The organism is Reichenbachiella carrageenanivorans (genome assembly GCF_025639805.1).
GTDB classification, from domain to species: Bacteria; Bacteroidota; Bacteroidia; order Cytophagales; family Cyclobacteriaceae; genus Reichenbachiella; species Reichenbachiella carrageenanivorans.
Genome location: NZ_CP106735.1, coordinates 806,295 through 832,200, shown reverse-complemented (window position 1 = coordinate 832,200; position 25,906 = coordinate 806,295). Strand labels below are relative to the sequence as shown.

General features: G+C 40.6%; 30 protein-coding genes and 1 tRNA gene. 23 read left to right on the top strand and 8 right to left on the bottom strand.

What is annotated here, in order from left to right:
• Positions 1 to 63 precede the first annotated feature (63 nt).
• The 7 genes from N7E81_RS03175 (at position 64) to N7E81_RS03145 (ending at position 6,160) form a co-directional block, all read left to right on the top strand.
• Positions 64 to 510 carry a response regulator gene (locus N7E81_RS03175; protein WP_263051837.1) on the top strand — a complete coding sequence of 149 codons (447 nt, stop codon included), beginning with the start codon at positions 64 to 66 and terminating at the stop codon, positions 508 to 510.
• On the top strand, positions 507 to 2,285 hold the full coding sequence (locus N7E81_RS03170; RefSeq protein ID WP_263051836.1) for a hybrid sensor histidine kinase/response regulator: 1,779 nt from the start codon (positions 507 to 509) through the stop codon (positions 2,283 to 2,285). The genes N7E81_RS03175 and N7E81_RS03170 overlap by 4 nt, the downstream gene beginning before the upstream one ends.
• 6 nt (positions 2,286 to 2,291) lie before the next feature.
• Positions 2,292 to 2,948 (top strand): response regulator, encoded by a 657-nt coding sequence (locus N7E81_RS03165; protein WP_263051835.1) that lies wholly within the window; start codon positions 2,292 to 2,294, stop codon positions 2,946 to 2,948.
• A gap of 355 nt (positions 2,949 to 3,303) precedes the next feature.
• On the top strand, positions 3,304 to 3,687 hold the full coding sequence (locus N7E81_RS03160; RefSeq protein ID WP_263051834.1) for a DUF1987 domain-containing protein: 384 nt from the start codon (positions 3,304 to 3,306) through the stop codon (positions 3,685 to 3,687).
• 166 nt (positions 3,688 to 3,853) lie between these two features.
• Positions 3,854 to 4,507 (top strand): ABC transporter ATP-binding protein, encoded by a 654-nt coding sequence (locus N7E81_RS03155; RefSeq protein ID WP_263051833.1) that lies wholly within the window; start codon positions 3,854 to 3,856, stop codon positions 4,505 to 4,507.
• Between the two features lie 12 nt (positions 4,508 to 4,519).
• Positions 4,520 to 5,356 (top strand): DMT family transporter, encoded by an 837-nt coding sequence (locus N7E81_RS03150; RefSeq protein ID WP_263051832.1) that lies wholly within the window; start codon positions 4,520 to 4,522, stop codon positions 5,354 to 5,356.
• Between the two features lie 54 nt (positions 5,357 to 5,410).
• On the top strand, positions 5,411 to 6,160 hold the full coding sequence (locus tag N7E81_RS03145; protein WP_263051831.1) for a YebC/PmpR family DNA-binding transcriptional regulator: 750 nt from the start codon (positions 5,411 to 5,413) through the stop codon (positions 6,158 to 6,160).
• 299 nt (positions 6,161 to 6,459) lie between these two features.
• Here N7E81_RS03145 and gap read toward each other — a convergent pair whose 3' ends face one another.
• Positions 6,460 to 7,446, bottom strand: a complete 987-nt coding sequence (gap, locus tag N7E81_RS03140) for a type I glyceraldehyde-3-phosphate dehydrogenase (RefSeq protein WP_263051830.1) — start codon at positions 7,444 to 7,446, stop codon at positions 6,460 to 6,462.
• Positions 7,447 to 7,788: 342 nt separating this feature from the next.
• On the opposite strand from gap, the gene N7E81_RS03135 reads away from it, so the two are divergent.
• The 13 genes from N7E81_RS03135 to N7E81_RS03075 all read left to right on the top strand — a co-directional run bounded on the left by N7E81_RS03135 (position 7,789) and on the right by N7E81_RS03075 (position 19,108).
• Positions 7,789 to 8,223 (top strand): DUF2147 domain-containing protein, encoded by a 435-nt coding sequence (locus N7E81_RS03135; RefSeq protein WP_263051829.1) that lies wholly within the window; start codon positions 7,789 to 7,791, stop codon positions 8,221 to 8,223.
• Entirely contained in the window at positions 8,216 to 8,899 is a 684-nt protein-coding gene (locus N7E81_RS03130) for a 2'-5' RNA ligase family protein (RefSeq protein WP_263051828.1), read from the top strand. Before N7E81_RS03135 ends, N7E81_RS03130 begins: the two co-directional genes overlap by 8 nt.
• Positions 8,900 to 9,101: 202 nt before the next feature.
• Positions 9,102 to 9,641: an RNA polymerase sigma factor gene (locus tag N7E81_RS03125; RefSeq protein ID WP_263051827.1), complete on the top strand. Its 540-nt coding sequence runs from the start codon at positions 9,102 to 9,104 to the stop codon at positions 9,639 to 9,641.
• A 4-nt stretch (positions 9,642 to 9,645) separates the two neighbouring features.
• On the top strand, positions 9,646 to 10,533 hold the full coding sequence (locus N7E81_RS03120; RefSeq protein ID WP_263051826.1) for a hypothetical protein: 888 nt from the start codon (positions 9,646 to 9,648) through the stop codon (positions 10,531 to 10,533).
• 70 nt (positions 10,534 to 10,603) lie between these two features.
• Positions 10,604 to 11,500 carry a cell division protein FtsX gene (locus tag N7E81_RS03115; RefSeq protein WP_263051825.1) on the top strand — a complete coding sequence of 299 codons (897 nt, stop codon included), beginning with the start codon at positions 10,604 to 10,606 and terminating at the stop codon, positions 11,498 to 11,500.
• Between the two features lie 3 nt (positions 11,501 to 11,503).
• Positions 11,504 to 11,719: a DUF3098 domain-containing protein gene (locus tag N7E81_RS03110; RefSeq protein ID WP_263051824.1), complete on the top strand. Its 216-nt coding sequence runs from the start codon at positions 11,504 to 11,506 to the stop codon at positions 11,717 to 11,719.
• Positions 11,716 to 12,513: an undecaprenyl-diphosphate phosphatase gene (locus tag N7E81_RS03105; RefSeq protein WP_263051823.1), complete on the top strand. Its 798-nt coding sequence runs from the start codon at positions 11,716 to 11,718 to the stop codon at positions 12,511 to 12,513. Before N7E81_RS03110 ends, N7E81_RS03105 begins: the two co-directional genes overlap by 4 nt.
• 20 nt (positions 12,514 to 12,533) lie before the next feature.
• Positions 12,534 to 13,199 (top strand): tRNA pseudouridine(55) synthase TruB, encoded by a 666-nt coding sequence (gene truB, locus N7E81_RS03100; protein ID WP_263051822.1) that lies wholly within the window; start codon positions 12,534 to 12,536, stop codon positions 13,197 to 13,199.
• Positions 13,200 to 13,224: 25 nt separating this feature from the next.
• Positions 13,225 to 14,157, top strand: coding sequence for a bifunctional riboflavin kinase/FAD synthetase (locus N7E81_RS03095; RefSeq protein ID WP_263051821.1), 933 nt, complete (start codon positions 13,225 to 13,227; stop codon positions 14,155 to 14,157).
• 87 nt (positions 14,158 to 14,244) lie between these two features.
• The gene (locus N7E81_RS03090) at positions 14,245 to 14,946 is read left to right on the top strand and encodes a CoA transferase subunit A (protein ID WP_263051820.1); all 702 of its coding nucleotides are present in this window, start codon (positions 14,245 to 14,247) and stop codon (positions 14,944 to 14,946) included.
• A gap of 24 nt (positions 14,947 to 14,970) precedes the next feature.
• Entirely contained in the window at positions 14,971 to 15,624 is a 654-nt protein-coding gene (locus N7E81_RS03085) for a CoA transferase subunit B (protein WP_263051819.1), read from the top strand.
• A 117-nt stretch (positions 15,625 to 15,741) separates the two neighbouring features.
• Positions 15,742 to 16,065, top strand: coding sequence for a gliding motility protein GldC (gene gldC, locus N7E81_RS03080; RefSeq protein ID WP_263051818.1), 324 nt, complete (start codon positions 15,742 to 15,744; stop codon positions 16,063 to 16,065).
• Between the two features lie 139 nt (positions 16,066 to 16,204).
• Complete coding sequence (locus tag N7E81_RS03075; protein ID WP_263051817.1) at positions 16,205 to 19,108, top strand: TonB-dependent receptor; 2,904 nt, start codon at positions 16,205 to 16,207, stop codon at positions 19,106 to 19,108.
• A 360-nt stretch (positions 19,109 to 19,468) separates the two neighbouring features.
• Here N7E81_RS03075 and N7E81_RS03070 read toward each other — a convergent pair.
• Positions 19,469 to 19,544, bottom strand: a tRNA-Phe gene (locus tag N7E81_RS03070).
• Between the two features lie 84 nt (positions 19,545 to 19,628).
• On the opposite strand from N7E81_RS03070, the gene N7E81_RS03065 reads away from it, so the two are divergent.
• The gene (locus tag N7E81_RS03065) at positions 19,629 to 20,936 is read left to right on the top strand and encodes a (Fe-S)-binding protein (RefSeq protein ID WP_263051816.1); all 1,308 of its coding nucleotides are present in this window, start codon (positions 19,629 to 19,631) and stop codon (positions 20,934 to 20,936) included.
• 4 nt (positions 20,937 to 20,940) lie between these two features.
• Positions 20,941 to 21,729, top strand: a complete 789-nt coding sequence (locus N7E81_RS03060) for a (Fe-S)-binding protein (protein ID WP_263051815.1) — start codon at positions 20,941 to 20,943, stop codon at positions 21,727 to 21,729.
• Here the strand turns inward: N7E81_RS03060 and N7E81_RS03055 are convergent.
• Positions 21,726 to 22,226, bottom strand: coding sequence for a tetratricopeptide repeat protein (locus tag N7E81_RS03055; RefSeq protein WP_263051814.1), 501 nt, complete (start codon positions 22,224 to 22,226; stop codon positions 21,726 to 21,728). The genes N7E81_RS03060 and N7E81_RS03055 overlap by 4 nt on opposite strands.
• Positions 22,227 to 22,319: 93 nt before the next feature.
• Between N7E81_RS03055 and N7E81_RS03050 the strand changes: the two genes are divergently transcribed.
• Entirely contained in the window at positions 22,320 to 23,045 is a 726-nt protein-coding gene (locus tag N7E81_RS03050) for a LolA-like protein (RefSeq protein WP_263051813.1), read from the top strand.
• On the opposite strand, the gene coaE is transcribed toward N7E81_RS03050, so the two are convergent.
• The 5 genes from coaE to N7E81_RS03025 form a co-directional block, all read right to left on the bottom strand.
• Positions 23,042 to 23,623 carry a dephospho-CoA kinase gene (gene coaE, locus N7E81_RS03045; protein WP_263051812.1) on the bottom strand — a complete coding sequence of 194 codons (582 nt, stop codon included), beginning with the start codon at positions 23,621 to 23,623 and terminating at the stop codon, positions 23,042 to 23,044. The two genes, N7E81_RS03050 and coaE, sit on opposite strands and share 4 nt — an antisense overlap.
• Positions 23,620 to 24,468 (bottom strand): YbbR-like domain-containing protein, encoded by an 849-nt coding sequence (locus tag N7E81_RS03040; protein WP_263051811.1) that lies wholly within the window; start codon positions 24,466 to 24,468, stop codon positions 23,620 to 23,622. Before N7E81_RS03040 ends, coaE begins: the two co-directional genes overlap by 4 nt.
• Positions 24,469 to 24,592: 124 nt before the next feature.
• Complete coding sequence (gene yajC, locus N7E81_RS03035; RefSeq protein ID WP_263051810.1) at positions 24,593 to 24,901, bottom strand: preprotein translocase subunit YajC; 309 nt, start codon at positions 24,899 to 24,901, stop codon at positions 24,593 to 24,595.
• Between the two features lie 36 nt (positions 24,902 to 24,937).
• Positions 24,938 to 25,480, bottom strand: coding sequence for a DUF1573 domain-containing protein (locus N7E81_RS03030; protein ID WP_263051809.1), 543 nt, complete (start codon positions 25,478 to 25,480; stop codon positions 24,938 to 24,940).
• Positions 25,481 to 25,603: 123 nt separating this feature from the next.
• Positions 25,604 to 25,906, bottom strand: a complete 303-nt coding sequence (locus N7E81_RS03025; protein ID WP_263051808.1) for a YtxH domain-containing protein — start codon at positions 25,904 to 25,906, stop codon at positions 25,604 to 25,606.

Genomic DNA, 25,906 nt, shown 5'->3' with positions numbered 1-25,906 from the left:
TCAAAAATTGTAGAATAAAATCGAGTTGAGTATATTCAACACTTGATTAAATAAATAATGAGCATGAACGATCTTGAAATGGCTGATATAGTTTTAGTAGAAGACAATCCAAACGATGCTGAGATTACCATTCGGTCATTAAAAAAACATAACTTGGCCAATAAGCTGATTTGGCTAAAGGATGGAGTAGAAGCATTGGATTATTTGCTAGCCAAAGGAACATACGCTTCTCGAGATCCAAAAAAACTACCAAGAGTTGTTTTTTTAGATTTGAAATTGCCCAAAATAGATGGAATGGAAGTCCTTGAAGAAATCCGCAATAATGAACTGACAAAGAAAATACCTGTCGTAGTATTAACTTCATCCAAAGAGGAACAAGACGTAGTAAAAACCTATAATTTGGGCGTAAACAGTTACATTGTAAAACCTGTAGAATTTGAAAATTTCGCCAAAGCGATAGCCGAGGTAGGCTTCTATTGGCTAGTCACTAATACCACCCCTTCCGTTTGAATTACAAATTGAGAGACACCAAACTAAATATTCTGATCTTAGAAGATGTAGAGGAGGATGCGGATTTAGCACTCTATGAGCTCAAGCGAGCAGGGTTTCAGTATGAATTTTATCGGGTAGACAATTTGAAAGATTTCAAATTCAAGCTTTTTGATTTCCTGCCACACGTAGTTTTATCGGATTATAACCTGCCCGCTTGTAGTGCTATCGACGCATTTAATCTGGTGAAAGAAATCAACCTTCCTTTCATCATTGTCTCAGGCATTATAGGGGAAGAGAATGCTGTAGAGGCACTTAAGCTTGGAGTCACAGATTTAGTGTCTAAAGATAGCTTGTCTCGTCTGCCCATAGTCATCGAGCGTGCGCTCAATGAACAAAAAGTGACAAGAGAAAAGAAATCTGCTGAGCACGAATTGATCTTGAGCAAAGAAAGACTAGAACTGGCGCTAGAAGGCACTGATTTGGGGATATGGGATCTAGATTTTATGTCCAATGCCATAGTGTATAATAATAAGAGCTTAGAGATTCTGGGTTTTGATCAAGAAGATGCCATACAAGACTTTAAGTATTTTCAAAAATATGACACTGATGAGCAAGAATATGTGGTAGCTGCTATGAAAGAGCATATAGCAGGCAACATGCCATTTTTTGATCAAGAGTTCTATGTCCGCAACAAAACAGGTGCGGTAAAGTGGGTGCTGGCTAGAGGTAAAATAATTAGACGGTCGCACAAAGGTGAACCGCTCAGAGCATCAGGCACACTACTAGATATTACCGAAAAAAAAGTTTACGAAGAGCAGCTTAAAAAGAATCAATCCATTCTCGAAAATGCGGAATCCGTCGCTCATGTGGGTAGTTATGAGTGGATTGCCAAAGGAAATTCATTCGTAATATCTGCCGAGTTTAGGCGAATTTTTGAACTGCCAGAAAACAGTGAAGAGTCTGTTTTTCAATTGATTAGAAAGACTATGCATGACCATGATAAGCCATATTTCAAGGAAATGTTGGCTGGTGGAAAAAACTTTTTCGATATAGAACACCGCATTGTCTTGCAAGGAGGCGTCACCAAAATAGTAAGAAATACGGGCAATGTCACGTCTCGCCATCAAGGGAGGATAGCCTCTGTGTTGGGAGTAGTTCAGGACATTACCGAGCAGCGGGAGATTAGCAAGTCTATTTTTAATGCACAGCAATTTGAGCGCAGTCGCATGGCTAGAGATATTCATGATGGCATTGGTCAAATGCTGGTAGCAGCCAAATTTAAACTTGCTTCTCTGGAAGCTAATTCAGAAGAAGAGCTCACTAGAAAAAAAGACGAAGTAGAGGATTTGCTAGCTACTACCATAGAAGAAGTACGACGCGTATCAAGAAATTTATCTAACCGCCACTTGGAGGAATTTGGTTTAAGTAAGACCATGCATTATCTGATGGAGGAAATAGAAAATATGGGAGAGTTTGAGGTTGATTATGTCATTGATATTCCAGAAGATTACGACATGGAGCTCTCCAATACCATTTATAGGATCGCACAAGAAGCGATTAGCAACGTAATTAAATATGCCAAAGCGGAGCATGTTTCTGTGCGTATTGAGCCCGTAGACCAAAACATTGTCCTAGAAGTGAAGGATGATGGAGTAGGCTTTGAGACAGAAATTAAATGGAATGGTATTAAAAATATGAAAGAAAGAACATCTTTGCAAAACGGACATTTTGAGATAACTTCAGTGCCAAACCAAGGAACAGTTGTTAAATCTTGGTTTCCAATAAACAAATAAACCGCCATGTCAAACATATCTATACTCGTAGTCGATGATCATTCTTTAGTTAGAGAGGGGGTCATTACGATGCTATCTATTTATGAAGATTTCAATATCATAGGAGAAGCCGAAAGCGGTGAAGAAGCCTTGAAGAAAATTGCCGAAATGGAACCTGATGTTGTATTGCTCGATATCAATATGCCAGGGATGAATGGTATAGAAACGGCAAAAAAAATAGGTACTGATCATGAAGGGGTCAAAATCATCATCCTATCTATGGAGGTGACTCAAGATCATATCTCTGAAGCTATCAAAGCTGGTGTGGCAGGATACTTGGCCAAGGACACTAAAAAAGACATTTTGGCTGAAGCTATCAGAAAAGTAATGCAGGGTGAGCAGTACTTCGGACAAAAAATCTCTCAGGTTATATTCAAAGGCTTCTACAACCAGAGTAAAGGAGAGCGAGTAGCCAATGAAAACAAAGACTTAAGTAAGCGAGAAGTTGAGGTGCTTAGGCAAATCGCCTCAGGGCTGTCCAATCGCGAGATAGCAGACAAGCTATTTATAAGTATTCGTACGGTAGATGCTCATAGAAATCACATCATGCAGAAGCTCGCGCTCAAGAGTACGGCTCAATTAGTGAAATATGCCATTCGTGAAAAAATCATAGAACTGGATTAATACCGTCATTTTCCGCAAAGCACTAGGGGATTCTCTTAAATGTAGGAGCTTTACTTAATTGCCTGCTAGGCAAACACTCGGGTTTACGTTTAGGGCATCTGAGGATGCGGGAATCAATTTTACTATTGAATCATGGTAAAATCCAATAGTAAACTTCTTAAATGGCTAAATTATTGAGTTTTCAGTGTTCAAATCTCCTAAAAATCTAATTAAGCAAAACCTCTATTTTTTTCAGGAATTTTCTATTCTACTTTTGAATTGTAGTTAATCGCAACAGCAGTTAGCTGCCGTTTATTTGACCAGTTTTCAATCTAAACGAAAAGCTATGAAAGGTTATTTTATAAGATCGTCACGCGTGACACCCTCAATTTACTTCAATCCTAGCAAAGGGATTTTTGACATGAGGGGGAAGTCGAGTCCTGAAAATCCGCTGGCATTTTATAATTATGTCCTAGAAAGCTTAGATAAGTATGCCGAAAGTGGCACTACTTCTATGACAGCAAACTTGGCGTTTGAATATTTCAACACCAGTACTTCAAAATGCTTATATGTATTCATGAAGAAACTGTCTAAAATAGATGAAATGGGAAAGAAGGTAATAATCAATTGGTACTTCGAAGATGGAGACGAAGACATGAAAGAAGCAGGTGAAGACTTGAGTAGTTTCTTCGACATGGAATTCAATTTTTTAGAGATACCAGAGATCAAAGTACTTGGAGAAGAAAAACAGTCAGCTTAATGGCTTAAAAATAATGGGATAATACAGGTGGATTAAAAGGGTTGCTCTAGTGGCAGCCTTTTTTTATGCCCTTTTTTCTTACTCTCGTAGGAAATGAAGAAATCTTGAATCTCGTTTCTTGGTTCTCGACTCCTGACTCTTATATTTGCTGCACAACGGATCATACATGCTGCAAGCGACCAACATCATAAAATCTTACGGAGAATTACAAGTCCTCAAAGGAATCGATCTTAGAGTTGAGACAGGCGAGGTGGTGTCCGTAGTAGGCGCTTCTGGTGCTGGAAAAAGCACACTATTACAAATTTTAGGTACGCTGGATAAGCCAGATGGGGGCACCGTAGAGATCAACAGACAGGATGTATTCAAGCTTAATTCAAAGTCTTTGGCTGCGTTTCGTAACCAGCAAATAGGTTTTGTATTTCAGTTTCATAATCTGTTGCCAGAGTTTACCCTGCTCGAAAATATTTGTATTCCCGCTTATATCAACGGCAAGAATGGCAAAGCATTGACCAATTATGCCAGCCATTTGATGAAACTGCTTCATATCGACCACCGCAAGGATCACAAGCCTTCGGAACTGTCTGGGGGGGAGCTACAACGGGGAGCCGTAGCCCGTGCATTGATCAATAAGCCAGCTCTGATTTTTGCAGATGAGCCTAGTGGCAATTTGGACTCTGTCAATGCAGAAGAGTTGCACCATCTGTTTTTCCAATTGCAAAAAGAGCTGAATCAAACCTTTATTATTGTCACACACAATCAGGCTTTAGCAGAAATGACCGACCGCAAGATTGTGATTCAAGACGGCAAGATCGTAAGCTAAATCCCATCTAATATGAATCTATCTAAAGGGGTGCAGTTTATGATCATCTCTACCTTTACTTTTGCATTGATGAAAGTCTGTGTGAAAATGATTTCGCACATTCCTGCTATCGAAATTATTTTTTTTCGCTCGGTTATCTCTATCGTTATTTGTTTGTTTTTTCTTTTGAAAGACAAAGTCAGCCCTTGGGGCAACAATAAAAAAATCTTAGTACTGCGTGGAGTGGTGGGGTCTATTGCTTTGGCTTCTTACTTTTATATTCTTCAGGAGATCCCATTGGCTGCTGCTGCAAGTATGCAATATATGGCCCCTATTTTTACCGCCATTTTGGGTGTGTTTATTGTCAAAGAAAAAGTGACTGCCAAGCAGTATTTGTTTTTCATGATATCCTTTTTGGGTATCATCATTATCCAAGGGTTTGATGCACGCGTATCTATGATTCACTTAATCATTGGTATTGGAGGAGCTGTTTTTACAGGGCTGGCATACAATTGTATCCGTATTCTAAAAACCTCAGAGCATCCACTTGTTATTATTTTTTACTTTCCCTTAGTTTCCTTGCCTTTGGCAGGAATAATTTCGTGGTTTGGTTGGGTGTCGCCGCAGGGCTGGGATTGGATGTATCTGCTGCTAGTCGGTTTATTTACTCAGATTGCACAGTACTATATGACACGATCCTATCAGACCGAAGAGCTCTCCAAAGTCTCGATCATCAATTATATGGGCATTATCTATTCGCTGGCATTTGGTTTTATCATTTTTGGAGAGACCTACGAATGGCTAAGTTATATGGGAATGGCCTTGGTGGTGGTCGGCATCATTCTCAACCTTAGGTACAAGAAGACTTGATCCTTTTTTGCTAATTTGTAATTTTGCACTTGAATATTGAAAGTATAGAAAGGTATGTCTGGACATAGTAAGTGGTCGACAATCAAAAGAAAAAAAGGAGCAGCGGATGCTAAAAGAGCTAAGATTTTCACGCGCTTTAGTAAAGAAATTACGGTAGCCGTAAAAGAGGGGAACAGCGGCGATCCAGAAGCTAATCCACGTCTGCGCATGGCCATTCAAAATGCCAAGGGTGTAAACATGCCCAAAGACAACATCGAACGAGCCATTAAAAAAGGAATAGGTGGTGATGCCAGCTCATATATAGAACAGACCTTCGAAGGCTATGGCCCTTTCGGTATTGCTGTTTTCGTAGAGTGTCTTACCGATAACCAAAACCGAACGGTACAAGAAGTACGTGCTGCTTTCACCAAGAATGAGGGTAGTTTAGGTACGAATGGTTCGCTGGAATTTATCTTTGACAGAAAAGGAGTTTTTACGCTTCCTATTTCTGAAGGAATGGATATAGAAGACTTTGAGCTGGAGGTGATCGACGGTGGAGCAGATGAGCTCATAGTCGAAGACAAATACATCACCGTCACTTGTGTGCTAGAAGATTTTGGAAATCTCAACAAGAAGTTTGAAGCGCTAGGTGTGGAGCCAGAAAATGCCGAACTCCAGCGTATCCCCAATACCACCCAATCACTCAACGACGAAGCGTTTCAAAAAGTAATGAAACTTATAGACACCCTAGAAGACAACGACGACGTACAGCAAGTCTGGCATAACCTAGAGGTGGGAGATGGTCAGGAGGAGTTGTTAAGTTAGGCACACCTTTGCCTACTTTTTGGCAATGAAAAAGTAGGGGCTTGTCTAGCTTGAAGACGGGGGGCAAAATATTATGAATGTTTTTTTAGCTGATCGAGCTAACGAATAAGAAATGATCTGGGTAATCTCAATTGTTTGGTAGCTTAACATTTTCATTTGTTGTTATTCAGATAGATCATCCTGACAAGCAAAGGCGATGACGACTAAAAACGGCACAAAAAAACCCCGACTTAAAAGCCGAGGTTCAAAATTTTATTATCCTTTAATGGTTCTGTTAGCACTTCTGCCAACAAGCCCAATTAACCAATCTTAGCGATCAAGTCAGCGGCTCTGTTAGAGTATCCAGCTTCGTTGTCGTACCAAGACGCTACTTTTACCATTTTGCCGTTCACAGAAGTGATACCAGCATCGAAGATAGAAGAGTGAGGATCGCCTACGATATCAGAAGAAACGATAGGATCTTCAGTGTACTTCAAGATGCCTTTCATTGGCCCTTCAGCAGCAGCTTTCATGGCAGCGTTTACTTCTTCAACAGTTACTTCTTTTGATAGAGTAGCTACCAAGTCAGTGATAGAGCCAGTTGGAGTAGGTACTCTCATAGAGTTACCATCCAATTTGCCGTTCAATGCAGGCAATACCAACCCTACAGCTTTAGCAGCACCAGTAGAAGTAGGTACCATGTTGATCGCAGCAGCTCTAGATCTTCTCAAGTCAGCGTGAGGGCCATCTTGTAAGTTTTGATCAGCAGTGTAAGCGTGGATAGTAGTGATAAATCCTTGCTCTAGACCAAAGCTGTCGTTCAACACCTTAGCGATAGGAGCCAAACAGTTGGTAGTACAAGAAGCGTTAGACATGATCGTCTCTTCGCCAGTCAAAATATCGTCGTTTACACCCAATACTACAGTAGGGATGTTTCCTTTAGCAGGAGCAGAGATGACCACTTTTTTAGCTCCAGCAGTCAAATGTTGGCTAGCGCCAGCTTCGTCTACGAATCTACCTGTAGACTCCAATACTACATCGATACCCAATGCTTTCCATGGCAAGTCAGCAGGAACTCTCTCAGCAGTGATGCCGATTTTCTTGCCGTTTACGATGATGCCATCAGCAGCGGCTTCAACTGTTCCGTCGAATTTACCTTGAGTAGAATCATACTTCAACAAGTGTGCTAGCGTCTTAGTATCAGTCAGGTCGTTGATCGCAACGACTTCTACATTTTCTTTTTTCAATAATGCTCTGAACGCAAGTCTTCCGATACGCCCAAATCCGTTGATAGCAACTTTAATCATTGATTATTTAATTTAGTGTGTGTTAAAAATTTTGGCAAAACTAATAGGTTGAACGACTAATTCAAATAATTGGTTCGTAAAGAAACCAACTGTTATTTGGATGTTTGTTAATTTATCAACAAGAAATATCAAGATTTTGTAATAATAGCAGGTCTTTGTTGGATTGGTCGTAAAAAAAGTGATGTAAACAGTAGAAAACTGTTCCCATTCGAAAAAAACAAGCTTTATTTTCTTTGATAAAGAATTACAAAAGGTATTTTTAAAACCGCTTTTTAGTCGTTCGTATACCTCCTGATAAATACGTACTAGCCTGTATGTTGTTTAAGTATAACAAGAGAAATTATGAAAATGAACCTGTTTGTTTTGATTAGCCTGATGACATGGAGTCATTTGGCTATAGCTCAAGACCCAATTGTAGGGAAATGGAGAACTATCGATGATGAGACTGCTAAGCCTCGGTCTATCGTAGAGATTTATAAAAAAGAGAATTTGTACTATGGCAAAGTCATCGAAATGTTTTTGACTCCCGAAGAAGATCCTGACCCTGTGTGCGATGATTGTGATCGGTCTGACCCAAGATATATGAAAAAAGTAATGGGCATGGAGATATTAAAAGGAGCCAAAAGAGACGGAGAAGAATATGTAGGAGGAGAAATATTAGATCCTAAAAACGGCAAAGTATACAGTTGTAAACTGTGGCTTGAAGAAGGTAATTTGAAACTTCGAGGCTATGTGGCGTTTTTTTATCGTACACAGACTTGGCAAAAGTATGAGTAAGTATTTGATGAGCCATTATGCTCAGATGTGGGAAGAGGCTATCCGAAAATTTGGAGAAGGCAGCTCTGAGCCAGATGCACTTATTGATGATCCTGCTGACGAACGTAGGGGTATCACGTTGTTGGCGAGACCATCGACCCAGCTAAGTGCACAAATTGTTGATTTTCAAAATAAACTTAAGCAAGAGGAACCATGCCAGTATTATTACCCCACATCGGATTTGCACTTGACGGTCTTATCTATTATTTCCTGTTATACCGGGTTTCGGTTAACGGATATAGAAGTGGCAGATTATGTTGAAGTTATTGAAACTTGTCTGGAGAAACCAATTCAAATTTGCTTCCGAGGGATCACCGCTAGTCCATCGGGGATTCTGATTCAAGGATTTCCTGAAGGGGAGGGTTTAGAGAAGTTGCGAAACGCCCTTCGTGAGGCATTCAGGGCTAGATCGCTTCAGCATTCGATCGACAGTCGATACAAAATCAATACGGCTCACATCACAGTAGCTAGACTCAGAAGGCCGTTGACAAACCCTGAAAAGATGGTAGCTCTCTTGGAGTGTTTTCGGGATTTTTCTTTTGGTGGGATGACGATTTCTATACTTGATTTGGTGTTCAACGACTGGTATCAGCAAGCAAGGAAAGTGAAAAATTTGCACACTTTTTCACTTGTCTAATTCTATCAGGCACTTTCGTGATTATTTTGCTAAACAAGAAAGATACTAACTGTGCGATCATAAAATGGGATTAATGACGTTAGCTCATTGGATTATTTGTCGTAAATCAGCTATCTTGATAGACAGAACACATATATTCTACCCTGATGGGTTACAATTAGTTACATTGTCGTATTTAAACTAGAGCGAGAGCTTTTTTATCATGAAAGATCATGAAGTGTTAGCACGGGTAAGTAGAGGGGATGAGGGAGCATTGGACTACCTGTACAAGAAACATTATAAAATGATGACCCGTATTGTGCTAAACAATAACGGATCCGAAGATGAAGCGAAAGACGTCTTTCAGGACGCGCTCTTGGTGTTTTGGCAGAAGGCCGTAGCTGGAAAGTTGGTATTGACGTCTAAGATTAGTACATACATTTATAGTATTTGCCTCAATCTTTGGAGAAAAGAATTGGATCGAAAGAGTCGATTGTCTTCCGAAGAAGTCGAACAATCCATCTACCAGGAGTATGAAAAAAACGAACGAATAAAAATTATTACCGATTGTATCAATCAGTTGGGAGATACATGTAGAAGAATATTGACTTATCACTACTTTGATGGATTGTCCATGACCGATATCGCAGACAAATTAGGGTTTGCTAATACGGACACTGCCAAGACCAAAAAGTATAAGTGCAAAAAGAAGCTCGACCTGATGGTTAAGCGGAATTATTCTTCACAAGATGTACTAGACTAAGATCATGGGAATCAATAAATACAGCAGTCAATTAGAAGCTTACTTTAGTGGAGGGATGTCAGAAACTGATCGCATCCTGTTCGAAGGCAGAGTGGAGAGCAATCCAGAGCTTAAGGCTGAATTTGATAGACAAAACGATATTGTAGAAGGCTTGAAAGCGCACCGCCGTGCAGAGCTGAAAACAAGACTGAATAATATATCCGTAGAGCCTACGCTGATTGGTACTTTGATGCAAGGGTCTATGCTGAAATCACTGACCTACGGCTTGTCAGCTGTAATGATTGCTACTGGGGGCTATCTTTATTATAACAAGGAAGCGGCTATTCAATACCATATAGAGGCACTCGATGCTAAAACTGAGTATTCATTGAGCTCAGCTTTAGCACCATCTTCGGTTCAACCACTAGACTACAGGTTTGAAGGCAATATGCAAATGCTCGACTATGTAGAAGCGGCACCCGTACTAAAGAAAAGAGAAATTGAACCTGAGGCAAATATGCCTAAACAAGTCATAGCTTTTGATGTGCCCGAAGTAGCTCCTACTCATGAGGATGGGTTTGATGGTATGGCGGTAGATATCAATGCCATGGATCGTATAGCTCAGGTGTCTGGCATATCGGAAGTAGACAAAGTCAACATTCAAACCATCAATTCTAGAAGGTACAATTTTCACTATAGACTGGAAGATAATCGGCTATTTCTGTATGGAAAATTTAATGAGTCACCTTACGAAATCATTGAGATTAGTACACCAGGCAATAAAAAATTATTTTTCTACTATCACGGAGATTTCTATCAGTTGAGAAAAAATGCCTCATCTATCACCCCACTTTCTAAAATCGAAAATCGAGAGCTTATTCATGAACTCGGCGAGTTGAAGGCCAGGGGATAAGCCGTACAGGATTATTTTATTTTCTCCGTCCCCATATTTTCAGTATTTGGGCTATTTTTGGCCATAGCTTATGGCAAAAGATAAAAAATTCAGAAAAAAGAAAAAGTTAGGGAGCTATCCCTTTGTGAGTGTTGTGTTTAGTGTCACGCTCGCACTTTTTGTGATGGGGTTGTTTGGTTTGTTGCTCATGATGACCAAGAATCTGACAACCATTATTCAGGAGAATGTAGAAATGCAGGTCTTTCTCAATAAAAACCTCAGTCAAAACGAAATTACAAAAATCACTAAGACACTGTCTTCCAAAGATTATGTAATCAAAAAAGAGGGCGTGGCGCAAATAGCGCATATTACCAAAGAAGAAGCTGCTAAGGAATTTTATGAGGAGACAGGGGAGGATTTTGTAGCCTTTTTAGGAGACAACCCACTGCGAGATGTTGTGGTTATCAAGATCAATCCAGACTTTCATGAAGCACAAAACCTTGTCGAGATAAAAAAAGAAATCGGTTTTATTCGTGGTGTACACGAAGTCACTTATATCGAAAGCCTCGTGAATAGTATTCGTCAAAATGTCCGGAAGGTCAGTTTGGTTCTGCTTGGTTTTTCTGTGATTTTGTTAGTTGTAGTTATTATTTTAATCAACAATACCATTAAACTGGCTCTTTTTTCCCAGCGATTCTTGATTCGCAGCATGCAGCTAGTGGGCGCTACTACCCATTTTATCCGAAAGCCTTTTTTAATGCGAGCTTCACTTTTCGGCTTTTTGTCAGCGCTGATTGCTATTGGGCTGCTGGCTTCATTGATGAAGTATTTAAATACCGAAGTAGAAGGCTTGCTCGAATTGCTTCATGTGAATCAACTCCTAATATTGGGGGGAGGTATCGCTTTGGTCGGCATATTTGTGGGTTTTATGAGTACTTTTGCAGCCATCAGGAGGTATATGAAAATGTCTCTGGACGAACTATATTAGATTATGAGTGATAAGAACAAACTAGCTTTTCAAAAAATAAATTACCAGATCATGCTTGCTGGAGTAGCTGTACTGATCTTAGGCTTTATCATCATGACGCTTGATACAGAGCCGTATGGCTTTGGTTTTCTAGGACTCACCTTAGGCCCCTTGGTGGTACTACTTGGGTTTGCTATCGAGTTTGTCGCCATTCTTTACAAGCCAAAATCGGATAAATGAGTTTTCTTGAGGCATTGATCCTTGGTATTATTCAGGGGTTGACAGAATTTCTCCCAGTGAGTAGTAGCGGGCACTTGGAGTTAGGTACCTATTTTCTTGGTGTACAGTCGGAGGACAATTTGCTTTTTTCGATCATTCTACATGGCGCTACGGCTTGTAGCACAGTTGTTATTTTCAGGGAAGACATTTTAGAGATTATCAAAGGTCTTTTCAAATTTGAATGGAATGAGTCCACTCGATTTGCAGCCATGATTGTGTTGTCGATGATTCCAGTAGGTATCGTTGGTGTCTTTTTCGAAGATCAGATAGAACAGCTTTTTGGCGGTAATATTTTGTTGGTAGGTACAATGCTTTTAGTGACAGCCGGCCTACTGGCGGTCACTTACTTTAGCAAAAAGAACGAAGGAGAAATTACCTTCAAAAATGCCTTCCTTATTGGTTTGGCACAAGCCATTGCCATCATGCCAGGTATCTCTAGGTCTGGAGCCACTATTTCTACGGCGTTGCTACTGGGGGTCAACAAGCAAAAAGCAGCACGTTTCTCATTTCTGATGGTATTGCCGCCCATATTGGGAGCCATGCTATTGAAAACCAAAGATTTTTTAGAAAACCCAGCCATTGCAGCGAACGTGTCGGGGATGAGTTTGTCGGTTGGTTTTGTAGCAGCATTTTTATCAGGCTTATTGGCATGCCAATGGATGCTCTCTATTGTACAAAAAGGAAAGCTCATCTATTTCGCCATGTATTGCGGAGTAGCAGGGCTGTTGGCTATTGCGGGAGGACTGTTATGGTAGGTCCTATTCTTATTTCAGAGATGGATTTCGAAAAAGGTGAAGTCTTTTTGATAGACAAACCGCTCGAATGGACTTCTTTCGATGTTGTCAAAAAAATTCGAGGAAAGCTAAAAATCAAAAAAGTAGGACACGCTGGAACATTAGACCCTTTGGCTACTGGCTTATTGATTGTTTGCGCAGGTAGATCTACTAAAAAAATCAATGAGTATCAAGATCTCGGTAAGACCTATACGGGTAAAATGGTGTTAGGAAAGACCACGCCTTCAGTGGATTTAGAAACCGAATTCGATAGTGAAAAACCTTACGATCATATCACGCCAGGTCAAGTAGAAGAGGCTGCCACTCAATGGACAGGAGACATTATGCAAGTGCCTCCCATTTATAGTGCCATCAAAGTAGATGGTGAAAGAGTCTATAAGGCCGCTCGACGAAAAGAAGAAGTAAAACTTAACCCACGTCCAGTTCAAGTGTCTTTGTTTGAGGTAGATACAAGCCAACTGCCAGAGATCAGTTTCAAAATTCAATGCTCAAAAGGCACCTACATCCGAAGCCTTGTGAGAGATGTAGGAGAAGCATTGGGTTGTGGGGCTTATATGTCCGAATTGCGTAGAACGGCTATTGGCGATTTTCAAGTGGAGGACGCATTTGTTTTGGATGATTTTATTTCTCGATTGCAAAGAGATTAGCTTTACGCAAAATTTAGCATTACCCATGGTCATTATCGAAGGACATCAAGCCATTCCCGATCTATCTAATGCCGTTGTCACCAGCGGAACCTTCGATGGCGTACATTTTGGTCATCAAAAGATTTTAAAAAAAATCGTTAAAACGGCTCAAGAACTCAATGGCAAAAGTGTAGTCCTTACCTTTTGGCCTCACCCTAGATTTGTGCTATTCCCAGAAGAAAAGACCCTTAAGCTCTTGACTACTTTTGAAGAAAAAGCAAAACTGTTGGAAGAAGTAGGTATCGATTACCTGGTGAAGGTGGAGTTTACCAAAGCATTTTCTCAACTGTCTTCAGAGACCTTTATTCAAGAAATGCTCGTAGAGCAATTGAAAACTAAAAAATTGATCATAGGATACGATCACCGTTTTGGTAAAAACCGAACAGGAAGCTTCGAATATTTAAAAGAAAACAGTGGTCGATTTGGTTTTGAGGTGGAGGAGATTCCACGCCAAGACATAGACGACGTAGGCGTGAGTAGCACCAAAATTCGTCAGGCACTTTTTCATGGCGAAGTGGATTTGGCGGCAGAGTATCTGGGTAGGAAATATAGCATTAGCGGGACTGTAGTAAAAGGCAAAAAAATAGGTACAGAACTCGGGTTTCCTACAGCCAACATTCAAGTAGCGGAGGATTTTAAATTGATCCCTAAAGATGGGGCATATGCGGTAAGTGTCATGGTGAATGATCGGTGGCACAAAGGAATGCTCAATGTGGGTGTTCGCCCGACTGTCGGAGGACTTCATCGGGTCATAGAAACCCATCTTTTTGATTTCGATCAGCAAATTTATGATCAACCCATTCAGGTTGAATTTATACAACATCTTCGAAATGAGAAAAAATTTGATTCGCTCGAAGAACTCAAATTTCAGCTCGAAAAGGATAAAACGACTGCATTATCCCTTTTGAAAGAATATTGATCTACTTGTCACAAGATTGATTAGAGCCAAAGCCTCGAAAACCTTAAGTTTGTTGGGTATATTTATACATTAAACAACAAGACTGCTATGAACAAAATTGTAGCGGATGCCCAAGAGGCCATTGAAGGGATCGAAGATGGGATGACTCTCATGCTCGGTGGTTTTGGCTTGTGTGGCATTCCAGAAAACTGCATTTCGGCCCTCCATCAAAAAGGAACCTCCCAACTCACTTGTATCTCTAATAATGCTGGTGTAGACAATTTTGGCTTGGGGTTACTACTCTATAAAAAACAAATCAAAAAAATGATTTCATCCTATGTGGGCGAAAACGACGAATTCGAACGTCAGATGCTCAGTGGTGAGTTGGATGTGGATCTGATCCCACAGGGTTCATTAGCAGAAAGATGCAGGGCAGGTGGTGCTGGTATACCTGCTTTCTTTACCCCTGCAGGCTATGGTACCGAAGTGGCCGAAGGCAAGGAAGTGCGTATATTCAATGGCAAGCCACATATTTTAGAAACGGCACTTACGGCAGATTTTGCCATCGTGAAGGCTTGGAAAGGAGATAGATTTGGTAATTTGATGTATAAGGGTACCGCCAGAAATTTCAATCCAGCAATGGCTATGGCTGGCAAAATCACCATTGCCGAAGTGGATGAACTGGTAGAGCCAGGAGAGCTGGACCCTAACTTTATTCATACGCCAGGTATTTTTGTGCAGCGTATTTTCCAAGGCAAGGATTACGAAAAACGGATCGAACAACGGACGGTTCGAAAACTTGCTAATTAGTTCATGTTCACAAATTAAACAGAGATGTTAGACAAAACAGGAATCGCCAAGCGCATTGCGCAAGAACTACAAAACGGTTGGTATGTGAATTTAGGCATAGGCATTCCCACGCTAGTGGCCAATTATATTCCCGAGGGTATAGAAGTAGAATTTCAATCTGAGAATGGTATTCTGGGTATGGGGCCTTTTCCCTATGAGGGAGAGGAAGATGCCGATATGATCAATGCAGGTAAACAAACCGTAACTCTACTCAAAGGAGCTTCTATTTTTGATTCGGCTACCAGTTTTGCGATGATTCGGGGGCAGCATGTACAGCTCACAGTGCTCGGTGCTATGGAGGTATCTGAGACTGGCGATATTGCCAATTGGAAAATTCCAGGCAGAATGGTTAAAGGCATGGGAGGGGCGATGGATTTGGTCGCTTCCGCGGAAAATATCATCGTGGCAATGATGCACACCAACAAAGCAGGAGAATCTAAAATCCTCAAAAAATGCACCCTTCCGCTTACAGGAGTGGGGTGTGTAAAAAAGATAGTGACCAACTTAGCCGTGCTCGACGTCACTGCAGAAGGGTTCAGGCTTATTGAAAGAGCACCAGGAGTGTCTGTGGATGAAATTATAAAAGCTACCGAGGGCACTTTGATCGTAGAAGGAGATATTCCCGAAATGAGGTTATAGTTTTCAATAAGTAAGAGATTTGTTCTTTTAATATTAAATCCCCCATCCGTTGATTCATTGATAAATTCATAGTCTCTTTGCGCTTCACTTGCGGAGATAAAGTCAAATACAATTCAAATGAAAAAATCAAAGATCAATATAGAGGTGACCCTCGACGAGCAAAATATTCCTGAAAATATTCAATGGTCTGCCGAAGATGCAGGAGCAGAACTGCAAAAGACCAAAGCCATTTCTATTGGGATATGGGACGAAAAGAAACGCGATACTTTGATGCTTGATTTATGGACAAAAGACATGAATGTAGATGAGATGAAACAGTTTCATATCAATCTATTAGGCAGCTCTGCTAGCACACTTTTGTCAGCTACTGGCGACGAATTTATGTCTTCCGAAATCTCAAATCTCTGTGAAAAGCTTGTGCAATACTTGAGCGAAAAGTAGTATGCATGCATAATTTCTTGTAATTATCACTATTAGGTGTGTAATCAAGGCTGATTTTATATTTTTTTCTTTAATATTAGTGACCCGATTTTTAAATGTTCGGGATACATGATCAGCAAAACACTTAATAATGATGAATATGAGTAAACTTTTTACTAAGCGATTTTATCTGAGTTTGGTACTTGTGGCACTGATGGCATTCAGTGTTCAGGCACAGACCAGCATATCAGGCAGTGTTGTCGATGGCAACACTAAGGAACCCCTACTGGGAGTAAGTATCCTAGTCAAGGGCAAGGTAGTCGGTACTATTTCGGACACCGGCGGAAATTACAAGTTGAATGTAAGCACTGCTCCACCATTGACCCTAGTTTTCTCTATGGTAGGTTACACCTCCTCAGAGATAGAAATTAATGAAGCTAATGTTGAAGGATTAGAAGTGATTTTGGAAGAATCTGCAATTATGGGGCAAGAAGTAGTAGTTGCTGCATCAAGAGTAGAAGAAAGTATACTGCAGTCGCCAGTTTCAATTGAAAAGATGGATATTTTGGCTGTTAAAAATTCAGCTTCTGATTCGTATTACAAGAGTATTGCTAATCTAAAGGGAGTTGATGTAACGTCAAGTAGTGTAAATTTCCAAGTTATCAATGCGAGAGGGTTTAGTTCTACTGGGAATACTCGTTTTGTGCAAATGACAGATGGGATGGATACGCAAGCACCTGCACTTAATTTCCCTGTAGGTAACCTTAACGGTCCTTCTGAGTTGGATGTTGAGGGATTGGAATTGATACCAGGAGCCGCTTCTGCGCTTTATGGACCAAGTGCGTTCAATGGTGTCCTCTTAGTGACAAGTAAAAATCCTTTTGAGTACCAAGGGCTAAGTGCCATGTATAAAATTGGTGTAAACCATATAGGTGGTGATGAAGAAATTGGAGAACCTGGTAGTCCTCAGCCTATGCATATGGCTGCCATCAGGTATGCGAAAGCATTTAATGACAAATTTGCTTTTAAAGTAAATGTAGCCTACAGTAGAGCAGAAGATTGGCACGGTACAAATTATGATGATAAAAATATTGCTTTTCAAGGCAATTATGCTCGCAATCCAGCTTATGATGGAGTACATACTTATGGAGATGATGGTACTACTAACCTTGCTCTATTGTCATTAAGCCCGTCTGTATCAGCTGCTATTTCTGCGGGTATTTCTGGAGCTACTGGAGCCCCTACTGCTATCACAGATGCCTATGCACAAAATTTGCCTAACCTAACTGTTGGGAGAAAGGGATTTGAAGAGCAGTATTTGGTAGATTATGGTGCTGAAAATTTGAAAATAAATACGGCCTTACATTATCGTCTAAATGACCGAATGGAGCTGAGCTACACCCTCAATTATGGGTATGGTACTACGGTGTATACTGGTGCTCAAAGATATTCTTTGTCTAATTTTTCTATTATGCAGCACAAGTTAGAGCTGAAGGGAGATAACTTTTTTGTGAAGGGATATACGACACAAGAAAATTCAGGTGACTCTTATATTGCAGATTTAGTCGGATATTCCGTCAATAGTGTGGCCACTGGCAACTATAGTAACTGGTTTGGAATTTATGGAACTGGAGTAGGTGCGGGAATTTTAGGCCAAGTGGCAGCAGCTCAAGGTGGAAACCCAACTTATAATCAGGCAATTGTAGATGCTATAGTTGGTAATCAAGCAGCTATGGATGCCATTACTGATGCGGCATTCGCAGCTGCACAAGCTACCGCACTAGAGCCAGGTACGCCAGCTTTTGATGCAGCAAAAGCAGCGGCATTAGGAGCAAATATTTCAGATGGAGGAGCAAGATTCAATGACAAGTCAAACTTCTATCATGCAGAAGGACAGTTTGATTTTAAAAATCAAATTGACTTTATGGACTTACAAGCTGGAGCTAGTTTTAGACAATATAATTTGAAGTCTAATGGTACTATTTTCGCTGATGCTGACGGAGGAATTGCTATCAAGGAATATGGAGCCTATCTACAGGCATCTAAGCGTTTGATAAGTGATAATTTGAAGTTGTCAGGTTCGTTGAGATTTGACAAGAACGAAAATTTTGACGGGCAGCTTAACCCAAGACTTTCAGCTGTATACACAGTAGCTCAGACTCACAATTTCAGAGCTTCTTATCAAACAGGTTTTAGAAACCCAACCACACAAGGTCAGCATATTGATTTGAATGTAATTACAGCTCAACTGATTGGAGGATTAGCGCAATATGGCGAGAAGTATAAAATCACGGAAAATGCTTATACAATAGAATCCGTAAACAGCATGACTCAAGGTGTAATAGAAGGAGACCCAACGGCTCCAACAAGGCTTGTTCCATTTACTGAGCATAAAGAAGTGAAACCTGAACAGATTCGTTCAATAGAATTTGGCTATAGAAGCAATATCAATAACAAATTGTTCTTTGATGCGGCTGTTTATTTTAATCAGTTTGATGATTTTATTAGTCAAATTAGAGTGAGAAAAGCATCTGGTCCATTTACTGGAACTGCTACTGATCAGGCAGTCGTGGCTTCTTTGTTATCAGGAGACAATACGAATACCTTCCAAGTCTATACTAATAACACGCAAACGGTGAAGGCTAAAGGAGCGACTTTGGGCATTGACTATTTGTTTGATGGGGGCTACAAATTTGGTGCAAACTACAACTGGAATAAATTGGATGACGCTAGTTTAGACGCAGGCTTCTTAAATGACTTTAATACTCCAGAGCACAAGTACAATGTAAGCTTTGGTAATAGAGAAATTATTAAGGATCTAGGTTTTAACGTGACGTATAGATGGCAGGATGCCTTCCATTGGGAGTCTTCATTTGCTCAAGGACCTGTTGACGCTGTGGGTACTGTGGATGCACAGGTTAGTTATAAACTAAAAAATCTGAAATCAATTCTGAAATTGGGAGGATCGAATTTAACTAATGAGAGATATGTTCTGAACTATGGCGGACCGCGTATGGGAGCTATATATTACTTGTCGATCACTTTTGATCAATTTATGAACTAGCATTTCCAACAAATGACTTTGAAAACCTCGGCAAACTGTCGAGGTTTTTTTGTTTGGCAGCGTGTTTTGGTTTTGCCTTTCATTAGATAATGGAGTTAGTTTACAATCACTCTAAATAGAGATCTCACCTGATTAATTTGTTATGCATGCATACTATATTTAGTGAATTCTTCATTACATTAGAGGAATGATAGCTTACGCAATATTGACTTACCCGAGAACCAATGCCTTAGTACGTATTGGGATAAAAATATTTGAAATAGGGTTAAGGCACATTGAGATCAGTTGTGGAAATAGGAATGATGTCTTCGGACAAGACCATAAAAAAAGGGTTCCTGATTCAGAAACCCTTTCGTTACTTGGTGGTGATGAGTGGGCTCGAACCACCGACTCACGGATTTTCAGTCCGATGCTCTACCAACTGAGCTACATCACCGCGTTAACGAGGCACAAAAGTAAAAATAATTGTTAATGCTACAAACATTTGAGAAGATATTTAAAATAAAAAAATAACAAACCTATGACTTGGATGATACAGTTAGTTTTTGTGGCTGTAGTGGCCGTTCCGATCTACTTTTTGATACGTAGAATTAAACAGATCAGGCGTAATATTTTACTTGGCAAAGATCTCGATCGCAGCGATCGATCAGGAGATCGATGGAAAGCCATGATGCTTATTGCTTTTGGTCAGAAGAAGATGTTTAAAAAGCCTATTCCAGCCTTTTTGCATTTGCTGATCTATGTTGGTTTTTTGGTAATCAATTTGGAAGTGCTGGAGTTTCTCATCGATGGTTTATTTGGCACACACAGGATTTTCGCACCCTATCTAGGGGCATTCTACAACGTGGCGATGAATATCTTCGAATGCCTAGCGTTGGGAGTGTTGATTTCATGCATCGCCTTTTTAATCAGAAGGAATGTGATCAAAGTGTCACGGTTTACCAAGCCAGAAATGAAGGGTTGGCCCGCAATGGATGGCAACTTGATCCTAATCATAGAATGCGTGCTGATGATGGCTATTCTTAAAATGAATGCTGCGGATCAGGTGCTGCAGAGTCGTGGAGTGGCAGGTTATGTAGATACTGGTCACCTCATGATTTCAAGTTTGATGATCCCTATATTTGAGCACTTCTCAGATGGATTCTTGATTTTTACTGAGCGGGCAGCGTGGTGGTTTCACATCATTGGCATTTTTACTTTTGCTGTGTATGTCACTTATTCCAAGCACTTGCATATCTTTTTGGCATTTCCCAATACCTATTACTCCAATCTAGCGCCTAAGGGAAAAATACAGAACATGGATGCTGTGACTAAAGAAGTGAAATCTATGCTCGGTATGCCAGTAGAAGGAGGGAGTGAGCCTCCTACTGAGGTAGGTACTTTTGGAGCCAAGGATGCCTCTGATCTGAGTTGGAAAAGTCTAATGGAAGCTTACTCCTGTACCGAGTGTGGGAGATGTACCACTGAGTGTCCCGCCAATCAAACAGGAAAACTCCTATCACCTAGAAAGATCATGATGGATACGCGTGATCGTATTGAAGAAATAGGTGCGGGACAGGGAGAAGGCAAGTCTCTCTTGGGTGATTTTATTACCAAAGAAGAAATTAATGCTTGTACGAGTTGTAATGCTTGTACGGAGGCTTGCCCGATCAATATTGATCCTTTATCAATTATACTAGAGATGAAGCGATATGTGGCCATGGAAGAATCGGGTTCGCCTGCTTCTTGGAATTCCATGTTTTCGAATATAGAAACCAATTTTGCCCCTTGGAAATTTTCTCCTACCGATAGATTCAACTGGGCACAAGATTTAAACGACAAAAACTAAGCAGATGAGCGAGACTATAAAAGCACCCACCGTAGCAGAGCTACAAGCCAAAGGCGAAACTCCCGAAATCTTATTTTGGGTAGGTTGTGCAGGATCATTCGACGATAGATACAAAAGGGTAACCGTGGCTTTTACGACCATACTCAACAAGCTCAATGTCAATTTTGCTGTATTGGGACCAGAGGAAAGTTGTACTGGCGATCCTGCCCGTAGAGCGGGCAATGAGTTTTTGTTTCAGATGCAGGCCATGGCCAACATCCAATTGTTGGATATGTATCAAGTTAAAAAAATCGTAACCGCTTGCCCACATTGTTTTAATACATTGAAAAACGAATATCCAGACCTTGGTGGTAATTATGAAGTGATTCATCATACCACTTTCTTGCAAGAGCTGCTCGACGAGGGTAAGCTGAAAGTAAGCGGAGGCTCGTTTAAAGGACAGAAAATCACTTATCACGACTCGTGCTATCTCGGCCGAGCCAACGACATCTATGAGGCGCCTCGCAATGTGCTAAAAGCATTAGATGCAGATTTAGTAGAAATGAAACGTTGCAAGACCAAAGGTTTGTGCTGTGGTGCTGGTGGTGGGCAGATGTTTAAGGACGCCGAATCGGGCGACAAGGAGATCAATGTGGAACGTACAGAGGAGGCCTTGGATACAGGGGCTAAGGTGATTGCTTCGGGATGTCCTTTCTGCATGACGATGCTTTCTGATGGTGTGAAAAACAAAGAAAAGGAGGTCGAAGTACAGGTGAAAGACATTGCCGAGCTCATCAACGATGCGATGAATTAATTTTTACACAATTGATCGAGCAGGGATTGCGCTAAGGTAATCCCTGTTTCTAAGGCTTTTTGCCAATCTTGACAAGCTGCTTCAGGTTTGCCCAAGTCATATTGTATAGTGCCACGGTTGAGATAGGCCTCACCAAAAGAAGGACTGAGTGCAATCGCTTGATTAAAGTCTTTCAGCGCTTTTGGGCTTTCGCCTATACTGAAGTATGCAAACCCTCGCTGGTAGAAGGCATTGGCATTTTTCCCGTCGAGCGAAATAGAAACATTCAAATCCGAGATGGCTTTTTCATTTTCACCCAATTCGGACAAACAAGAGCCTCGAAGAAAATAGAACTCAGCATTTTGCTTGTTGTTTTTTTCCAAACTATTAAACATATCCAATGCTTCTTCGAGATACTCATCGGCGAGCAGCTCGTGTGCTTGGGCAAGTGTGGCTTGCTGGGCTTGGCTTTGAAACAGGATTCCTATTATCAGGAGCGTAGTCATTAGACTTTTCATAGTGTGATCAATTTTGGATATCTCGAGTTTGTAATTTCTATGAAAAAATGTGGATTACCAACTAACTTGCTATTGCTAAACGCTTAGAACGAAATGAATAGAATTAAGTTGATAAAAGTACTTTTTCAAGTAGTCTTAAACCTCCCTGCTGTGGTAGTGGCTCAAGATTTAGATAAAATATTGACACGTCATTTTGAGGCGGTAGGCCAGGAGCAGATTTTATCCATGCGTACCATTTCTATGGATATGCGAGAGATGAATGGCTTTAGCAAAACGAAGGAATACACCGTTACGAAAAAGGCACCAAGTAAAATAATCATAGAGGGTGTATGGAAAGAACAACGATATGTTAGTGCATATGATGGTGTGCGTGCATGGACGATTGCCCCATGGACAGGTGTACAGGTAGCACAATTGATGACTGAGCGTGAGAAAGCCCTGCTGCTGTTGGATGTAGGCCTGGGTTCGCCTTTATACAATTATGCAGGTTTAGATCAAGAGTTAACTTTGATTGGCTCTGAGTATGCACAGGATAAGTCGCATTATGTCATTCGTGTTACTAGGCCGTCAGGTTTTTATGTAGATTATTTACTTAATAAAAAGACCTATATGGTACATCTGGTACGGATATATAAGGAGGATAATGTTGAAGAAGTGGAAAAGGAGGTGATTTTTAAAAATTACAAAAAATTAGGTGCGTTTTCGATGCCATTTGAGTTTGAAAATAGGATTGATAGATCCGCCACTCATGTGATTGTGGATGATATCGTCTTTGGACAGGGGGCGCCGAGTAGCTTGTTTAAAATGCCTGAAAACTAACTGATAAGTTGTTGGTGAATGGCTAATACTTGCGGGATCAAGAGTTGATTGCCGTCATTGTTGATGATGGCATTTGCTACAGCGGTTCTTCGCTCTTCGCTCGTTTGTTTGTCTATAATGCCTTTTATTTCGTCTATTGATCTTTGCGGATCTCTTTGCTGCACTCGGTGAATTCTCGTATCGATAGGTGCGTAGACATTGATAAGGAAGTCTAGACTTTGGTAGGAGCCAGATTCGATCAGTAGTGCGGCTTCTTTGAGTACATATGGGCTATGTTGCTGTGCTCGCCATGAACCAAAATCTTGAGCTACTACAGGATGCACTAAAGCATTTATTTTTTCGGTTTCCTTAGGGTTGCTAAAAATTACATTGGCTAAATGACTTCTATTGAGTGTGCCATTTGAGTAGGAAGCTTCTCCAAAGGTATTTGTGATTTGTTTGATCAATGAGGGATCATACTGCATGAGAAATTTGGCTCGGTCATCAGCGGCGTATACAGGGATGTTTAAAACCTCAAATATTTTACAAACTGTAGACTTGCCAGAGCCTATTCCGCCAGTAATGCCTACCGTTTTCATTTTGGATCAGCGTAAACTAGTTTGATGCGATCCGAAGCCAATACAATGTCTAGGGCTTTTTCGTGCGCATACATGAGGATTGGGATCACCGTAGAGTCTTTCATGTTTCGCATAGAATAATCTGCCGTAATGCTAAAATCTGTAGCCGTCACTTCGTCTTCATCTTCTTCCTTGATGGTATAATAGAGCACAATTTCATGGTTAGACAAATAGGCAGAAGAGTCTATAGGAAAGTCTAGTGGCTCTATTGGAATGCTAATTTCACGGGTTAGGTATTTGCCTACTTTAAATTTTACAGCGGCTTCATTTGGTTCTACTGTTACGTGGTCGCTCACAAAGAAGCCCAGTTCGTCATCAAAATTACTGTCAATGCTTTTGTTACTAAAATCAAGTTGCACGTAAGCAGGCATTTGCTCCATGGTAGATTTTGGCCCTGAGACGATGGCGCTGTCTACGTTGCATGAGATTGGGCTAACCATACGATAAGACTGAGATAAGGGGATCGCAACACTGTCTATGTATACGGGTAGTTTTTTTGTTATCCGTTGCTCAATATTGAAAAATAGCGTGTCTGTGACTACATAAATCAGACGAAGCCCATCGAGTTGATCGGAGATCATCGGGATGAGGCTAGATCGAGTTAAAAACTTTATTTCGGTTGGGTTGTCAAGAGGGATGTTGATGGGGGTTGCGTTGATTCGTAGCGTTTTTCTGATGAGGTTCCATCCACCACTGGTCACATCTATTTTGATTTGGGGAGCAAGTGGATCTATCACGACGACACTGTCTCTATCGAAGGTATAGGATAGAGGGTAGTCCACCCGAGTGTCGTATGACTTGTTCATGGCATTAAAAAACCAAAAGGTAGTTGCTCCTAATATTGAGAGCACAACTACCTTCCAGTTATCTTTTAATCCAGGTAATAAGAACCTAAATATTCCCATTCAATTATTTATTCATAAAAAACAATTAGCTCGCTACTTTCTTAGTAGACTCCATCGAGATAGAAGATTTTTCAATCTTCATCTTTGCACCTTTGTCTATTTCTAAAGTTACAGTAGTGTCTTCTACTGACAAAACTTTGCCATGGATGCCGCCGATAGTTACGACATTGTCCCCTTTGGTCACGCTTTCAGTAAAAGCTTTCTGATCTTTTTGCTTTTTTTGCTGAGGGCGAATAAAGAAGAAATAGAATATCACGACCATGACGCCAATCATGATGAAATTAGAATACCCTGCGCCACCTGCGGCCGCTTGTAATATGATGAAGTTTAACATGCTTCGTTAATTGTTGAAATTAGATGAATGTAAGACTTAAGACGGTGAGTTAGCATCCTTAGGTGCTGGTGTCACGTTAGCCTTGATTTTGATTCTTGTTTGTTTTGGGTAGGTGTTTGACGTGATCGTAACCGTTTTGTTTTGGATGCCAGGCTTCTTTCTACTGTTGAATTTCACCTTGATCTCGCCCTTTTCGCCTATGCCGATTGGCTCTTTTGGCCATTCAGGCACGGTACATCCACATGATCCAGTAGCACTAGAGATAATCAATGGCGCATCGCCTGTATTGGTGAATGCGAAAATGTGCTCTACTTCGTCTCCTTCATTGATCGTTCCGAAATCATGAGATTCTTCGTTGAATGTAAATGCAGGAAGTGGTCCTTCTGGCTTTACTTCAGGCTCTGCTGTTGCGGCAGGTTGGGTAGAAGTAGATCTCGCTGCAGCAGTACCAGAGCCTTCGAGCTCGGCTACACGGCCTTCAAGTCTTGCTATTCTGCTTTCTACGTCTCCACTGCTACATCCTGTAGCGATCATAGCTACTACTGCCACGAATACTGGAATTAATTTTATACTTTTCATAACTAGTAAGTTTTATTGGAAATTTTTCTAAAATAAGTAGAAGTAAAGTTAATGAAGGAGGCTCAATCAATTGATAGAGTATCTATCCTTAACAACTATTTAACAAATGATGAAGTCACTTGTTTACACTTCTTCGCTTTTGATTTTGGTGATAAGTCCGTTCACATCGTCTAGCAATTTTTCTGCTTTTTCTTTTGCGTCGCTTACGATTTTTTCACCTTCTGATTTAGCTTCATTTTCGCTCAGTTCTTTGCCTTCCACAAATTCTTTGACCAAGTCATCTAATTTTTTGCTGTACTTATCAAGTTGATAAGAAAGTTTGTCTCTTGTGTTTTCACCTTTGTCAGGTGCATATAATATACCCAAGATGGCACCAGCTGCTGCGCCAGTCAAAAATGATAAAAACGAATTTGATTTTTTACTCAT